This is a genomic window from Pseudomonas sp. VD-NE ins, assembly GCF_031882575.1.
Lineage (GTDB): Bacteria > Pseudomonadota > Gammaproteobacteria > Pseudomonadales > Pseudomonadaceae > Aquipseudomonas > Aquipseudomonas fluorescens_BZ.
Map to the genome: position 1 here is coordinate 880,308 of NZ_CP134772.1, position 14,490 is coordinate 894,797.

13 protein-coding genes and 1 pseudogene are annotated in these 14,490 nt (G+C 57.4%); 5 read left to right on the forward strand and 9 right to left on the reverse strand.

What is annotated here, in order from left to right:
- The first annotated feature begins 33 nt into the window (after window positions 1–33).
- Together RMV17_RS03655 and RMV17_RS03660 are read left to right on the forward strand one after the other, a co-directional pair.
- Window positions 34–1,407, forward strand: coding sequence for a DUF1329 domain-containing protein (locus tag RMV17_RS03655; RefSeq protein WP_311885704.1), 1,374 nt, complete (start codon window positions 34–36; stop codon window positions 1,405–1,407).
- 107 nt (window positions 1,408–1,514) lie between these two features.
- A complete protein-coding gene (locus tag RMV17_RS03660; RefSeq protein ID WP_311885706.1) occupies window positions 1,515–1,727 on the forward strand; it encodes a FitA-like ribbon-helix-helix domain-containing protein in 213 nt (70 codons plus the stop codon).
- 177 nt (window positions 1,728–1,904) lie between these two features.
- Here the strand turns inward: RMV17_RS03660 and RMV17_RS30080 are convergent, their stop codons facing one another.
- Together RMV17_RS30080 and RMV17_RS30085 are read right to left on the reverse strand one after the other, a co-directional pair.
- Entirely contained in the window at window positions 1,905–2,768 is an 864-nt protein-coding gene (locus tag RMV17_RS30080) for a methyl-accepting chemotaxis protein (protein ID WP_371924523.1), read from the reverse strand.
- Window positions 2,769–2,810: 42 nt separating this feature from the next.
- Window positions 2,811–3,824: pseudogene (locus tag RMV17_RS30085) on the reverse strand (methyl-accepting chemotaxis protein); the annotation flags it as partial.
- 253 nt (window positions 3,825–4,077) lie between these two features.
- On the opposite strand from RMV17_RS30085, the gene RMV17_RS03670 reads away from it, so the two are divergent.
- Together RMV17_RS03670 and RMV17_RS03675 are read left to right on the forward strand one after the other, a co-directional pair.
- Window positions 4,078–4,749 carry a histidine phosphatase family protein gene (locus tag RMV17_RS03670; protein WP_034154590.1) on the forward strand — a complete coding sequence of 224 codons (672 nt, stop codon included), beginning with the start codon at window positions 4,078–4,080 and terminating at the stop codon, window positions 4,747–4,749.
- Window positions 4,746–5,567: a phosphatase PAP2 family protein gene (locus RMV17_RS03675; RefSeq protein ID WP_311885711.1), complete on the forward strand. Its 822-nt coding sequence runs from the start codon at window positions 4,746–4,748 to the stop codon at window positions 5,565–5,567. Before RMV17_RS03670 ends, RMV17_RS03675 begins: the two co-directional genes overlap by 4 nt.
- Before the next feature lie 66 nt (window positions 5,568–5,633).
- On the opposite strand, the gene RMV17_RS03680 is transcribed toward RMV17_RS03675, so the two are convergent.
- From RMV17_RS03680 to RMV17_RS03695, 4 genes are all read right to left on the reverse strand, one after another.
- Complete coding sequence (locus RMV17_RS03680) at window positions 5,634–7,112, reverse strand: glycosyltransferase family 39 protein (protein WP_311885713.1); 1,479 nt, start codon at window positions 7,110–7,112, stop codon at window positions 5,634–5,636.
- Between the two features lie 30 nt (window positions 7,113–7,142).
- Window positions 7,143–7,730 (reverse strand): ribosomal protein S5-alanine N-acetyltransferase, encoded by a 588-nt coding sequence (gene rimJ, locus RMV17_RS03685; protein WP_311885715.1) that lies wholly within the window; start codon window positions 7,728–7,730, stop codon window positions 7,143–7,145.
- 249 nt (window positions 7,731–7,979) lie between these two features.
- Window positions 7,980–8,351 (reverse strand): DUF6124 family protein, encoded by a 372-nt coding sequence (locus RMV17_RS03690; protein ID WP_311885717.1) that lies wholly within the window; start codon window positions 8,349–8,351, stop codon window positions 7,980–7,982.
- Window positions 8,352–8,527: 176 nt separating this feature from the next.
- On the reverse strand, window positions 8,528–9,934 hold the full coding sequence (locus RMV17_RS03695; protein WP_311885719.1) for a DUF2252 domain-containing protein: 1,407 nt from the start codon (window positions 9,932–9,934) through the stop codon (window positions 8,528–8,530).
- Between the two features lie 272 nt (window positions 9,935–10,206).
- On the opposite strand from RMV17_RS03695, the gene RMV17_RS03700 reads away from it, so the two are divergent.
- Complete coding sequence (locus RMV17_RS03700) at window positions 10,207–11,247, forward strand: EamA family transporter (RefSeq protein WP_311885721.1); 1,041 nt, start codon at window positions 10,207–10,209, stop codon at window positions 11,245–11,247.
- A gap of 718 nt (window positions 11,248–11,965) precedes the next feature.
- Here the strand turns inward: RMV17_RS03700 and RMV17_RS03705 are convergent.
- Genes RMV17_RS03705 through RMV17_RS03715 form a run of 3 tightly spaced genes read right to left on the reverse strand, consistent with a single transcriptional unit; the run spans window position 11,966 to window position 14,359 of the window.
- The gene (locus RMV17_RS03705) at window positions 11,966–12,835 is read right to left on the reverse strand and encodes a hypothetical protein (protein WP_311885723.1); all 870 of its coding nucleotides are present in this window, start codon (window positions 12,833–12,835) and stop codon (window positions 11,966–11,968) included.
- Between the two features lie 4 nt (window positions 12,836–12,839).
- The gene (locus tag RMV17_RS03710) at window positions 12,840–13,514 is read right to left on the reverse strand and encodes a helix-turn-helix transcriptional regulator (protein ID WP_311885725.1); all 675 of its coding nucleotides are present in this window, start codon (window positions 13,512–13,514) and stop codon (window positions 12,840–12,842) included.
- Window positions 13,511–14,359 (reverse strand): TIGR04255 family protein, encoded by an 849-nt coding sequence (locus tag RMV17_RS03715; protein ID WP_311885727.1) that lies wholly within the window; start codon window positions 14,357–14,359, stop codon window positions 13,511–13,513. Before RMV17_RS03715 ends, RMV17_RS03710 begins: the two co-directional genes overlap by 4 nt.
- Window positions 14,360–14,490: the final 131 nt, after the last annotated feature.

The window sequence follows — 14,490 nt, forward strand, 5'->3', positions numbered from 1 at the left end:
GCTCCCACAGGTTTCTGTATTTTGGAGAAGATCATGGTTCACACGTCAAGATTGACCAAGGCTTCGCTAGGGCTTGTTTTAGGCCTTGCTGCCAGCGCCGCTCTGGCCGCCATCACCCCACAACAAGCCGAACAACTGAAAACCGCCCTGACCCCCATGGGCGCCGAGCGCGCGGGCAACGCGGCCGGCACCATCCCCGCCTGGACCGGCGGCATCACTCAAGCCCCGGCCGGCTACAAACCCGGCCAGCATCACCCCGATCCATACGCAGCCGACAAACCGCTGTTCACCATCACCAAAGCCAATCTCGACCAGTACAAAGCCCACCTCAGCCCCGGTCAGATCGCCCTGTTCAACAGCTACCCCGACACCTTCCAGATGCCGATCTACCCATCCCGGCGATCCGGCTCAGCGCCGCAATGGCTGTACGACAATACCCTCAAGAATGCGACCTCGGCCAAATTGCTCGAAGGCGGCAGCGGTTTCTCCGATGCTTACGGCGGCGTGCCATTCCCAGTGCCCAAGGATGGCGTTGAAGTGCTGTGGAACCACATCACCCGCTATCGCGGCATCTACGTCGTGCGCCGCGCCTCCGAAGCGCCAGTGCAACGCAATGGCAGCTTCGCGTTGGTGACCTCGCAGCAGGAAGCTCTGTTCAACTACTACCGCCCGAACGGCCAGTTCGCCGACCTGAAAAACATCCTGTTCTACTACCTCGCCTTCGTGAAAAGCCCGGCGCGACTGGCCGGCGGTGCCGCCCTCGTGCACGAAACCCTCGATCAGCTCAAGGACGCACGCCAGGCCTGGATCTACGACGCCGGCCAACGCCGCGTGCGCCGCGCACCGAACCTCGCCTACGACACGCCGATCGCATCCTCCGATGGCCTGCGCACCGCCGACGACACCGATCTGTTCAACGGCTCGCCTGATCGCTACGAGTGGAAGCTCAAGGGCAAACAGGAAATCTACATCCCCTACAACAACTACAAAGTCGCCAGCCCCGATGTGAAATACGCGCAGTTGCTCACCCCGGGCCACCTCAACCCGCAATACACCCGCTACGAACTGCACCGGGTCTGGGTGGTGGAAGGCAACCTGAAACCGGGGTCGCGGCACATCTACTCCAAACGTGTGCTGTTTCTCGATGAAGACAGCTGGGGCGCGGCACTGGTTGATCAATACGACGGGCGAGGGGAGTTGTGGCGCGTGTCGATGGCCTACCTGAAAAACTTCTACGACCTGCCGACGACGTGGAGTGCGCTGGATGTTTTCCACGATTTGCAGGCGCGGCGTTACTACGTGCAGAACCTTGATAACGAAGAAGCGGAGACTGTCGATTTCGCGCAGCCGGTGCCGGAGGATGCGTATTTTATGCCGTCGGCGTTGCGGCAGCGTGGGACGCGGTGAGATAGCAGACCTTTCTATGCTTTTCTGGCGTTACAACCTGAAACCGTCGCAGCAAAAGCTTCATGGTAGCCTCCGCTGCTGCGATTTCAGTAATGACGGAGAGCATTGTGGCAAGTTTGATCATCGACAATCTTGACCCTCAGCTCTATGAAGCGCTGAGGGTGGCGGCCGACCTCAATGGTCGATCGATGGAAGAGCAAGCGTGTGCGATTTTGAAGAACGCTCTTGAGCAGAATCCATCCACCAGCAGCTTGGGGCGTCGGATCCAAAAGCGCTTTAGAAGCGCAGGCGGAGTTGAGCTGGATTTGCCTTCGCGTTGAAAGCGGGGCACGCAGTTTCACGGTATGACCACGCGTCAGTAGGGCAAGCCATAATGCAATCGCGGGCAAGCCCGCTCCCACAGTTCATGAGTTGAACACAACATCTGTGAACGACTCAAAACCCTGTGGGAGCGGGCTTGCCCGCGATTGGTTTTTTGCTTCAGCGCTAAATCAGGATCAAACGCGGAAGTGGCTGACCATCTGTTGCAACTGACCACCCAGGCGCGCCAGTTCAACACTCGACGCCGCCGTCTCATCACTCGCCGCTGCGGTCTGTTCCGACACGTCGCGCACGTTGATGATGCTGCGGCTGATCTCTTCAGCCACGGCGCTCTGCTGTTCGGCAGCAGCAGCGATCTGCTGGTTCATCGACTGGATGTTCGACACCGTACGGGTGATGTTTTCCAGCGACGCGCCGGCCTTGCGGGTCAGCGCTACGCTGCTGTCGGTCAGGGCGCGGCTGTTGCTCATTACCGCCGAAACCTGCTGGGTGCCGTTTTGCAGACCGGCGACGAGGCCTTCGATTTCTTCGGTGGATTTCTGCGTACGCTGAGCCAGACCACGAACTTCATCAGCGACCACGGCAAAACCACGACCGGCTTCACCGGCACGGGCGGCTTCGATCGCGGCGTTGAGCGCCAGCAGGTTGGTCTGTTCGGCCACGGCCTTGATCACGTCCATGACGCTGCCGATCTTGTCGCTTTCCTGTTGCAGCACGCTCATGGCTTCGGTCGAACGCACCACTTCGCTGGCCAGACGCTCGATCTGCGCGATGGCTTCGTTGACCACTTTGTCGCCTTCACGGGCCTCACCGTCAGCGGCGGCAGCAGCTTGCGAGGCTTCTTCGGCGTTGCGCGCGACTTCCTGCACGGTGGCGGTCATCTCGTGCATGGCGGTGGCGACCTGATCGGTCTCGATTTTCTGGCTGTTTACACCGGCGCTGGTCTGCTCGGTAACGGCCGACAGTTCTTCGGCGGCGCTGGCGATCTGGGTGACGCCGTCGCGGATGCCGCTGATCAAGTCACGCAGGGTCACGCCCATGCGCGCAATGCCTTGTTGCAGCACGCCAAGTTCGTCACGGCGGGTGACGGTGACGTTCTGGGTCAGGTCGCCGCTGGCGATGCGCTCGACGACGGCGAGGGTTTCTTGCAGCGGACGGGTGATCTGACGGGTGATGATCACCGCAGCAATCACGCCGACCAACAGTGCCAGCAGCGTGCTGATCAACTGGAAGGTGCGTGCCTGGGCGCTTTCGATGTCGCGACGGTCGAGCTGAATCTGATACAGCTGCTCGCTGGTGTTGACGATCGCGGTGCCTTGATCGGTCATTTCCTTACGGGCCTGCACGGCGTCGGTGTTGGCGTTTTTATAGGCCATCAACGCGCTGCGGTAGTTAACCAGTGCGGTTTCCAGCTGACGCAGGGCGTCTTGCTGAGAATCGGCGAAATGCACGTTCAGTTGCTTGAGGCTGGCGATTGCGACATCCAGTTGGCCGACGGCTTTCTGTTCGGTTTCGGCGTTGGTGGTGGCGGTGTAACCGCGAACTTCGTAGCGCGCGAGGATGAACGCTTCCTTGGCGGCGGTGATCGCCTGGAACTGTTCGAAACGCTGTTCGCTCATGTCCATCTGCTGCACGCGTTTGCTGATCGATTCGATCTGGTTGTACGCGGTCTCGGCACTCACGCTCATGCTGTCGCGGGCGCTGTTGCCGGTGCGATAAGCGTTGCGCATTTTGTTCAGCGAGGTCTGGTATTCAGCGATGGTCGCGGCCTGCTCCTTGAGCAGTTTGACGTTTTCCGGGCTCTTGAAGCTGTTGATCAGCTTCTGTTGCTGCGCAGCAAAACTTTCAAGGGTGGTCTGCACATTCTGTGCGGCGGTTTCATCGCCATTGGTCAGCATGTATTGCAGACGCACCACGCGCAGTTTGGTCAGACCGGCATTGAGCTGGGTGATATCGCTCATCCAGTTGCTGCGGTCGATCAGGCCACCGAGGCTGGTCCAGCCCGTCAGGGCCAGCACGCAGGTCAGGGCCAGTACCAGGCCGAAGCCCAGGCCCAGTTTCATGTTCACGCTGATGTTGCCGAACCAGCTATTCATCAAAAATCCTCCAGAAACGTTGGGTTTCTTGTCGTCGGTTAGGCTGGAAGATTGTTGTTTTTTTGAGCCAGCAAGGGTGTTAGCAGGTTTGTATCGGCCGCATTTCCCAGAGCTGAAAGGATTTTGTCCTACGGAATTTGTAACATCGGATCCCAAGACTTTTTTCACATGGGTTTCACTGGCTGCCCACGCGCGCCTCTGTACCTTCGCCGCATCGAATGAACCCGTGATGCAGAGTGGCGAGGCGGTTTTTGTGGAATTGAGACTGAGTCTGTTCGGCGTCAAACGCTCGATCGATCTGAGCTTTTTGGCGCGTTTTCGCAACACTTGGGTGGTGTTGGCGGCATCGGTATTGGTGATCCCGCTGACCCTGTGGCTGCTGGCACCGGCGGCGGTGCCGGACCTGGCCCACGGCAATGTGGCGGGTGCGCAAGCGCTTGCAGCAGGTTGGGCCAAGGGCGAGATGATCGTGCTGGTGCGTCACGTCGAGCGCTGCGATCACTCCAAAGCTGCCTGCCTGAGTGGCAACGACGGCATCACCGATCGCTCACGCAGTGTCGCGGTGGCGGTCGGTGCAAGGTTTGAACAACTGGGCCTGAACAACGCCGACATCTACAACAGCCCGTCGATGCGCACGGTGCAGACGGCCGGTTACATGTTCAACCATGCCGCCAGCGGTGACGACTGGCTGATCAACTGCCGGGGCCGCATGTTGCAGGACGCCTTGGCCCACAAGGTTCCCGGTCGCAACCTGGTACTGGTGACCCACAGCGAATGCATGGCGCAAATCGAGAAAGACCTCAAAGTTTCGGCCTCGGACATGGGTTACGGCTCGTCATTGTTTGTTTCCGCTGCCAGCCCGGCGGCTCCCAAGATGCTCGGCTTTATTGAAGCCTCCGACTGGCGCACGGTGACCACCCGATGAAATCCCGTTTCTACGCTTACAATTTTGGTATTCCGCTCGCCTGTGCGGCGCTGGTGTTCCTGATGTTCGACATGACCAAAATCGACATCGCTTTCAGCAACCTGCTGTTCGATCCGCTGACCCAGACCTTCCCGCTCGACAAAATCCACTTTTTTGAAAAGCTCACCCACAAATGGGCGCGGATCATTCCCAACTGGACGGCGGAAATCGCCCTGATCGGCGCGCTGCTGTCGGTGATCTGGCCATTGGTCAATCCGCAGAAACGTCCGCGCCTCGGCGCAATGCTGGAGCGCAGCAAAGTCGCGCCAGTGCTGCGATTTGCCGCTGATCATCGTAGGGATTTTCTGTTTGTGGTGGTCGCATTCGCGGTATGCACCGGGGTGATTCACTTCCTCAAGTCCCACACCAGCGTTTACTGCCCGATCGAGACCACGCTGTACGGCGGGAAAATGGCCCACATCGAGTGGTACAGCAATTTTCAACTGTTCCATGAAGCGGGTAGTGGCCGGTGCTGGCCGGGTGGCCATGCGTCGGGCGGCTTCACCATGCTGGCGCTGTATTTCGTGGCGCGGCGCTATCAATGGCGTTTTTCCAGTGCAATCTTGTGGGGCTCGCTGTTGCTGGGGTTCGTTTATGGCACTACTCGCGTCCTGCAAGGCTGGCACTACATGTCCCACACGTTCTGGGCCGGAATCTTCGTCTGGCTGGCGTGTTTGCTGACAGCGTTGGCCTTCTACGGGCGGGCGCGGCTGGATGTGCCGGTGCGGGGCAAGCGTGAGCAGAAAGCTTTCAGTGCTCAGCCAGAGGTTTCTCTCTGAACCCGTTCGGATGAAATGAAAAACCCGCCAACCACCGGCGGGTTTTTTTATGCGGCTGCGCAGGCCTCAATAGCCGACGAAGTAATACGCCTGGCGCCCGACCATCATGGTTTTGAGCACTTTCAGTGGGGCGGCGGGTTCGCTGTCACCAGCCATCACCACGACATGCGAGGGCGAGGCCGTGAGGAAATCTCGCAACTGCGCTTCGGTATCCAGCCCTTTGAGTACTTGCTGGGTATAGAAGACCGTCGCGCCACCGACCCGCTCGTTGGCCTGAAACAGCGCGACTTGATGCCCAGCGGTTTGCAGCGTCTGAATCTCTGCACTCAACGGCAGGAACGAAAGCTTTTTGTCGGCATGAGGCAGCGCCCACTGCGCGGCGGCGAGGTAACTGCCGATCACCAGCGTGAGTAAACCCATTGCCAATGTCTGACGGTGACGGGCGATTCGGCCTACGAATCCATTGCCGGATTCGTACTGCTTCAAGCGATCGAACAGCACGCCCGCATACTCCGCTGCGATCACCGCTGCGGCCGGTGTCATCGACATCAGGTACACCGTGCGTTTGCTCGACGCCAACGTGAGCATGATGAACTGCGCCACGATCCACAGGCTGAAAAACAGCAGGTAACGGTTGGCTTTCAGTTGTTTGCGGAAATGCCAGAGCCCCAGGTACACCAGAATGTTCCACGGCAGAAAGGCTTCCGGCAGTTTGGCGAGGTAGTAATAGAACGGTTCGTAGTGCCCGGCCTCGACGAACGAACCGCTGAAGCGTCCGACGCTGTTGGTCAGCAGCACTTCTTTGACGGCTTGTGCGCCGCCGTGCTGGAAGAGGATGACGAGCCAGATCAGCAGCGGAATCAAACCGACCAGGGTCAATAAGCCCGGCCGCAGCCAATCGGTGATTTTCAGGCGCTTGTCCATCAGGTTGTCAGCCAGCAGATAAGCAAAAATCACCACCCCCGGCATCGCCAGCCCCAGCACACCCTTGCTCAATGTAGCGATGGCGATCCCGACGACAAACAACAGCGAGTTGCCCGCGGTCGACGCCCGTTGCGCCTGGAAAAAGGCCAGCAGCGCCGTGGTCACGCCGAGGGCGAGCAAAGCATCCTCCCCGACCCCGCGCACATTGCTCCAGTAACTGGCCATGGTCGCGAGCAGAATGCCCGCCGTCCAGGCGACCATTTTCGGTCGTTCGAAACGCCGCAACATGCCGTACAGCAGCATCACGCTGAGCAAGCCAGCCACCGCCGACGCCAGCCGCACGGCCCACGGTGAAACACCGAACACGCGCATCGCGCCAGCATCCAGCCACAGGCTCAGTGGTGGTTTTTCCAGAAACGGTTCACCGAACAGGCGTGGCGTCACCCAGTCGTCGTCCAGATGCATCTCCATGGCGATGCCGGCGACGCGGGCCTCGGTGGAGCCTTGCAATTGGTGGTTACCCAGTGCGAAAAAAAACAGCAGGGCGGCAAGCAGAAACAGCGAAGTGACGGCACGCGACATAGGGTTCAGGCAACCGAAAGGGGCGGGAGGCCTGAGCATACGACGGCAATCCTTAACGAATTGTGAAACTCACGCCAAAGGTTTCGACCAGCGCTTTTCCGGTGTCTCGAACCTTGAATTGACCAGCGCCGTCAGCACGTGATCCTGCCAGCGCCCGGCAATGTTCAGATACGCCTTGGCGTAACCCTCACGTTCGAAGCCCAGGCGCTCCAGCAAGCGTGCACTGCGTTCGTTGCCGGGAATGTAGTTGGCCATGATCCGGTGCAGGTTCTGGGTATCGAACATGTAAGCGATGCCAGCCTCCAGCGCTTCCTGCATCAAACCTTGACCCTGTTGGGCCTCGTCGATGTGATAACCCAGATAACACGCCTGAAAGGCACCACGAATGATGCCGCTGAAGTTGCAGGCGCCGATCATCTCCTGGCCGTCCGGGGTCAGCAGCGCGAAATGCATGGCCAGCCCGGCCTCGAATGCGCTGGCCTGTATTTCAAGGCGTCGGCGAATCTGCTCGGTGGAAAAATATTCAGTGGTGCGGATGGGCGACCATGGTGCGAGGTGGCGCTGGTTGCGCCGGTAGAACTCGCTTTCGAGCTCGGCCTGCTCTGGAGCGAGTATTGCGAGCGTCAGGCGTTGGCAGGGCAGGGTCAACAGCGGCATCGGGCGCTCCGGCTTGTGGGATCTGCAGGCAGAGTCGCGCAATCACCGGGGTTACGGCAAGTCGTGGCGAAGAAGGGACTTTGTTTCAGGCAAAAAAAAGCCCGCAGGAGCGCGGGCGAACCGTAGTTTCTTGAATGAGCGAGCGGACTGTACAAGGCTTGGCCGCGCAGCTGCAGTGAAGAAAAATTCATCTCGATGGGCGGCCCCCAATCCAGTCCGATGCGCAACCGAACGCCGGGTTTTCGCCGGTCAATGACGGGTTTCAGGCCCGGAGGTTTGCGGTCCCTGCGGGTCGAGATTGTCCCGCGCCCGACAGACCAGAATCTCGGCCAGTGCGCTCAATTGCTTCATGGCCACCGCCACATGGCGCTTGGAACCGTCGAACTCTTCGGCAAGGTTTGCGCTGATGGCGACGAGGGAGTCGAGGATCTCGCTGGCGTGGGTGAGCAGGGTCAGTGTGTCGACATCGTCGCGCACCCTGATGAGCTGATTGAGCGGGACGCTACGCCGCCGCTTCGAGGTATCGCTGCGTGCGGTGCTATTCGATTGGGGTTGGATGCTGGACGTTGGCGCATCGGACGGTGCCGAGCCAACCAGCGAAAGGCGGGTAATTTTCTTCATGACGTAGCTCCGTGGAGTGAATATTCACTGCAATTGCGGCTGCCAAGTCGTCCATTGGATGGCAGTGGTCGTGGAGGGTAACGCCACGGGGAACGGTTCACCAGTTCATCAAAGTCGACGCGAGTTGCGGGAAATTTCCTAGGACGTTCGGTGTGGGAATGAAGAGCCGGTCCGGCTCAAGGCATGTGGTCAGCCGCAAAATCAGCTTCTGACCGGGCGCGCAAACGGCCCTTGCGACAAGCCATCTGGAAGCGCTCGAAGTCGCGTTCGTTTTGTGCGGTGTAACTTTGCGCGTACTTCAGCAGCGAATCGGCCAGCGCATCGCCTTTGCCAATGTAACCGCTGATTTGCGCCGCGAGACCGGATGCCTTGGCATGTGCCCGGGCGAGGGCTCGGCCGCAAACACGTCCATAGGCGGCGAAGGTTTCGGCGTCGAAGGTCTCAAGCTCGGCGGAGATCTTCATGTCGCGCAGTTGCCGCACATAGAAGTGCCGACCGCTGGGGCCGGTGGTCCAGCCGAGAAACAGATCGCTGGCGGCCTGCATCAACCGCTGCCCCTCGACCACACGTTGGCCTTCGTGGCGCGTGCGCGATTTGACTTTGACGTAATCGGCGAGCACCGAACGTCGCGCTTCCTTGAACTGCAGGAACAACGGAAATTCCTGATCGTCGGTCAGCAGCGCCACCAGACAGCGAGTTCCGACACTGCCGACGCCGACCACTTTAAAGGCCAGGTCCTGGGCGTGAAAGCGTGAGAGCAGCTCGCGACGGTCAGGTTGCAGCGTGTTTCGATAATCACGCATGAACGCGTCGTAGAGCGGGCGCCAGTCCGACAACCGCAGCCAGTCATCGTCGGCGTCCAGCAGCGTCGTGTTTTTGTGCAGGTGGAAAATTTCCGGCAGGTCATCGCGAATAATCAGGCGACCACTGGCATCACGCTCACTGATTTTGGGCAGCAGCTCGGCGTGGGTGCGCCGCTCAGCCTTTTCGATGGCGCGCTCCACATGTTCGAGGGTACTTTTGCGCGCCTGAGCGAGCAGATCGTTGTAGCTGATGGATTCGTACCAGTTTTCCAGCGAACTCTGTTCTGCGCATTCCAGCAGCGTCGTCTGATAGGCGCCAACCATTTCACGGCACACCTGTTCCTCGACCGATTCGCCGTGGCGCAAGTCGCGGGCGGCTACCACGAAACTTGCCGCGAGACGCTTGAGATCCCACTCCCACGGTCCGGGATGCGCTTCGTCGAAATCGTTTACGCTGAACAGCAGATTGCGCTCAGGCGTGGCGAAACCGCCAAAATTCATCAGATGGCAGTCACCACAGATGGGCAAGTTCAGGCCCATGTTCGCCGTGCCCGACAAGTCGTGCGCCTGCAACAAGGCATTGCCGCGAAAGAACGTGAACGGCGACACCAACATGCGCCCGTAACGCAGTTCGACCAGTGACTCGACGCGGCCCTGGCTGGAGGCCTTGATCAACGGAATCGGGTCACGGTTCATCTTGCCGGTGGATGCCTGAGCGCTGCGAGAGCACTGCTTGCGGGCGTCTTTGCCTTGTTGCATGCGATCTTTGAGTGCGGTCATGGGGGCTCGGTCTGACGCTAGGACGCTGTGAGTGTAGAAGCGCTTCCGGGGTTTATCCGCTGGCTTGAGTCCGGTGACAATCCCCATCTCGATGTTCGCAACATAGAGGCTGTGTCGCCCCAGCGCCCTGGATTGCGCAGATCAAATGTTGCTGGAGGGGAGTGTGTGCTTGAAGGGGAGGGGATCCTTCAGGTAACGGTTCACATAATTCTCACCTGAGTTTTGCCATGATCGTTGCCAATATTTCATCGGCCCGAGCGAGTGATCCCTTCATGAATGTGAGCGTGCTCTACGCGTTGGTTGCAGCAGCGTTGTTTGGCGCCAGTACGCCACTCGCCAAGCTGTTGGGCGTACAGATTTCACCGATTCTATTGGCCGGGTTGCTCTATCTGGGCAGCGGGCTGGGTTTGACCGTCCTGCGTTTTGCCCGCGATCGAGGCTGGCAGCGTTCCGGACTCGGAGCCGGCGAATGGCCGTGGCTGGTCGGAGCCATCGGCTTTGGCGGCGTGCTGGCGCCGGTAGCATTGATGTTCGGTTTGACCAGAACGTCCGGCGCGAGCGCCTCACTGATGCTCAATCTGGAATCAGTGCTCACGGCGCTGTTGGCTTGGGTCGTGTTCAAGGAAAATGCCGATCGGCGAATCGTGATCGGCATGCTCGCCATCGTGGCCGGCGGTGTCGTGTTGTCATGGCCGCAAGAGGCCGTGTCGGCGCAGGACTGGACAGGCCCGCTGGCCGTCGCCTTCGCCTGCTTTTGCTGGGCCATCGACAACAACCTGACGCGTAAGGTGTCTGCCTCGGATGCGCTGTTTATCGCGGGCAGCAAAGGTCTTGTGGCGGGAGTGGTCAATTGCGGCCTGGCCTTGTTCATCGGCAAACAACTGCCCGCAGCCGCCTCGCTGGTGCCGATCCTGCTGGTCGGGTTTCTCGGGTACGGCGTCAGCCTGGTGATGTTCGTCCTCGCCCTGCGCGGGCTGGGCAGTGCGCGCACCGGCGCGTACTTTTCCACCGCGCCGTTTCTGGGCGCCGGTATCTCGATTCTGTTGCTGGGCGAGTCGGTATCGCTGATGTTCCTGCTTGCTGCTGCGTTGATGGCTGTGGGGGTGTGGATTCATCTGACGGAAAACCATGTTCATGAGCATCAGCACGAACAGCTCGAGCATGATCATCGCCATACACACGATGAGCATCACCAGCATACGCACGGGTTTGAATGGGATGGAGCGGAGCCGCACAGTCATCCGCATGTGCATACGCCGATGCGTCACCGGCATGCGCATTTTCCGGATGTGCATCATCGGCATGAGCATTGAGGTGTGTGGGGAGGGATTGGTTTTTGGCGGTAGGGGCTGGGAGGGACGGCCAGATGCGACAAAGCCCGCACTTGGCGGGCTTTGTCGTTGAGAGTTGGTGGGCCGGGGTCGTTTGAACCCGTGTTGTAAGTAATTGTATTTAAAGAAGTATTTAAATTGAATTGTTGAGTGGGATACATATTGGGATACACCGCACTCGCTGCTAGGTGGTTTTCGACCGTTTTCCCCTTTCTTTAAAAAGGTGCCCGAAAGTGACCAACGAGTGCGTCGGCCTCCCCGACGAACGGCATTACACCAGTGGCTTTGGACTGAGTTGCGGCCCTTTGCCCAGAAACGGTCTGCGGCTCGGTCTTGATCGGAGTCTATTTGCTTGATTGGTCGTCGATGGTTTGCCCATCTCTACCCAAGCTTGGTAGCCATCCACGTCGACCAGCACCCGCCCGTCAGGCGCCTTTCGCCAGACGTAATCTTTCCTCCAGGTGCCGTCAGCAATCTTTGATCGGATAGCTGCCTCTGTGTATCCCGACTCGCTGGAAAATTTCCTGACGGTTAAGTAGCGCATTTCTTCACCGTGCTTTCGAACAGTCTATCTTCTGGCGAGTTGTTTGGTTCACTGAACTTTTCGGCCTTATTTTTGCTTCAAACCACCACTTTAAGGGATTCTTACCATCCCCATCTGAGCGCTGAGTATTATCGCTTCGACTCAGGGTGAGGAAATCTATTCCCCCTCACCCTCACCCTCATCTTCTTCGGCCAAGCTTAGCCAGTCGCTTGAGTTGTAATGTGTGAAGTCCTCCGCGTCCAGCATCGTGAAATCTTGCAACGGAGTTATTAAACATTCATCAATGTCGAGGCCTTCGATCTCACTAGCGGCTAAATTCGTTACCTCTTGGAGCTTGGCGTTTAGCTCGTTTAGTTGATCGGCATGTTTAGGCTTTATTAGTAGTCTAAAAGAGACGCTGTAGGGTGTGGCGTCGAGTAATTCTTCTTTTGGGTAGAATGATATCCATGCGCCCTTTAGCAGATGGGCGTTCTCGCTAAGAAAGCTGTCTATAGCAACTCCCAGTCCGATATAGATGTTTTCGCCATTCCTAAATTTTAGACGTTCGACAAGTTTATCTGGTATCGCAATTCTGTTGTAGCTGTGGGAGAGCCAGTAGCTTAACGTTTGAATCATTTCGCTATCGAGTTTTTGGTCCTCATTCCTCTTTAAACTCTGCAGCACTGATCTTGGTGTCCAAATTCGTCTCTCGATTTTAGCCTCGAAAATCAATTTTTCGTCGAGTTGTAACTGAAGAATTCTTGGGTTGTTGGAATTTAAATAAGCGCCCAGAGGCTTCTTCTTCATCATTTTCAGAGCTATCCACTCGACCATGGGAGCTTGGTCGTATGCTCGAGCGTGAATAGAACATGAATGGGAGATTAGAACCCAGTGGGAAGGCAGCTTGCCTCCCAGAACACCATCCACGGCCGCTTGGGGGATGTGATCCGCGAGGTCAGCTCCGCTAACTATATCTCCTTGTAACCAGCCCATTCCCCTGATCGTTGTGACAGCAGCTTCTTTTTCATCCTGAGCATTCGCCGTCATTCTTCTAACCTACCTGGGACGGATTGAATTTCTCCAAGCGAGAGATGGTTTTTCTGTCTCGTGACCTAAGTTGTGCAGCTTTTTCTGCCAGTTCCAGAGTTACTCTACGAACATCCTGGGGGCCAAGGTTTTTCCAGTTTGATTCGCTCAAGACGTCCTGCATTAGTAGGCCGTCATTAGTTGGGTAGAATAGCGAGCGTTTCAGGTAGGGCACATCCTCAGCATTAACCTCTGCTAAGACATTCGCCAAAGCTTTGATTCTTTCTGGTGCGTCGGCGACGGTTTTTTTAGTGCGCCAGTTGTAAACCGTCTGACGAGAAACTCCAAAAAGCTCAGAGATTGAGTTGTCAGACAGGCCGAAATTTTTTCGAAAGCTCTCGATGAGTGCAGGCACTACGTCAACTTCTTCAGCTTCTTCTGAGACGGCAACCCACAAAGACCGGGTGGGATTTACGAGGTGCTGGGTTGTCGAGCTGATGGGCAAGACATCTGCTTGTCTCAGCTCTAAAGCGCCGTTTGGGATGATGGCCACTAGAGCGGTCGCAAGATGAGGTAGCCATGTGCTCACACTGGAAGTCGCATTTCTCGAATTGCGCTCAGGCCGCTCCCATTGCCCCATAAATGTGGCGCTCGTTTCCCTCTGCTCTGATGGATAAAGACTTAAAGCTCCAATGCTCATGATTTCATGCTCCATGCCTGAAAAGCATAATCGGTAGCCACACTTCTAAAAGCAGTATTGGCCATAGTGTGCAGACCTTCAAGTCGCTCAACGACGTCACTCGTTTGCAATCGCTCTGTGGGTGCGAATGGTAAATACGCATCTGTGTCCAAGAGCGCGCCGGAAGCGCTTGTTGGCTGAAATACCGAGGTGATTGACTGGCCCATTCTTTGAGAGGTGTGCGTATGTCGAGTCTGTCGAGCTATCTCAAAGACCATTGCAAGTTCCATCACATCTTCTGGCACCCACATGCCCTGCTGGCGCCAGCATCTGATATGGAGAAATTCGGGATCAAAGTGGTAGGTCGTGGTAGAGACTCCCGCTGGTTTGGTGACCTTTCCTGCTTTCATGATCGGTATTTGAGCATTCTCAAGGGGGAGAAGCTCAACGGGCAGATATTGTGATAGGCATTCGCCTTCTAATGGCTCAATTCTGTCGACGTAACGCATGCCTATGCCTAGTACATCGAGATTTCCCGCGAATTCGACTACAGCGTTCAGACACCTCTTAAAAAGCTCGCGGTGTTCGTCGAAATGCAGGTATGAAATGCTCTGCAGTACTAAATGGTCTTGGCTCAAAACACAGGCGTACTTCAGCTCTCGATCAAGAAACGCCCAAGAGTTTGGCTCCATGTTCGGGCTAGGCGAAATTGACCGGGCCATCTGGAAATACTCAGGAAGGCAGTCTCTCAGCTTGTGCTGAATTTCTGGAATCATTTTCGAAAGCAGGAGCAAGGGCGAGAATCTGACAACGCTCAAGGTGTAGATCAGGGGCGCATTAGCTAGCACGCCAGCACGATCAGCCATTAGTCTCTCCTTAGAGGGGTAGGTGAGGACGCGCACTCTATCCCATTTGACAATTCGTTTGACAGGTTCTGTATAGCATAAATTCGGGAAACCGAAGCTTTCTCGACCGTCGGTAAGTAGATATGCCGAAA

Bases quoted from the DNA above. Each gene is read 5' to 3' on its own strand.
- RMV17_RS03655 (WP_311885704.1), top strand. From the start codon at position 34: ATGGTTCACACGTCAAGATTGACCAAGGCTTCGCTAGGGCTTGTTTTA.
- RMV17_RS30080 (WP_371924523.1), bottom strand. From the start codon at position 2,768: ATGGGCGTGACCCTGCGTGACTTGATCAGCGGCATCCGCGACGGCGTC.
- RMV17_RS03675 (WP_311885711.1), top strand. From the start codon at position 4,746: ATGAAATCCCGTTTCTACGCTTACAATTTTGGTATTCCGCTCGCCTGT.
- RMV17_RS03680 (WP_311885713.1), bottom strand. From the start codon at position 7,112: ATGCTCAGGCCTCCCGCCCCTTTCGGTTGCCTGAACCCTATGTCGCGT.
- rimJ (WP_311885715.1), bottom strand. From the start codon at position 7,730: ATGCCGCTGTTGACCCTGCCCTGCCAACGCCTGACGCTCGCAATACTC.
- RMV17_RS03690 (WP_311885717.1), bottom strand. From the start codon at position 8,351: ATGAAGAAAATTACCCGCCTTTCGCTGGTTGGCTCGGCACCGTCCGAT.
- RMV17_RS03695 (WP_311885719.1), bottom strand. From the start codon at position 9,934: ATGACCGCACTCAAAGATCGCATGCAACAAGGCAAAGACGCCCGCAAG.
- RMV17_RS03700 (WP_311885721.1), top strand. From the start codon at position 10,207: ATGAATGTGAGCGTGCTCTACGCGTTGGTTGCAGCAGCGTTGTTTGGC.
- RMV17_RS03705 (WP_311885723.1), bottom strand. From the start codon at position 12,835: ATGACGGCGAATGCTCAGGATGAAAAAGAAGCTGCTGTCACAACGATC.
- RMV17_RS03710 (WP_311885725.1), bottom strand. From the start codon at position 13,514: ATGAGCATTGGAGCTTTAAGTCTTTATCCATCAGAGCAGAGGGAAACG.
- RMV17_RS03715 (WP_311885727.1), bottom strand. From the start codon at position 14,359: ATGGCTGATCGTGCTGGCGTGCTAGCTAATGCGCCCCTGATCTACACC.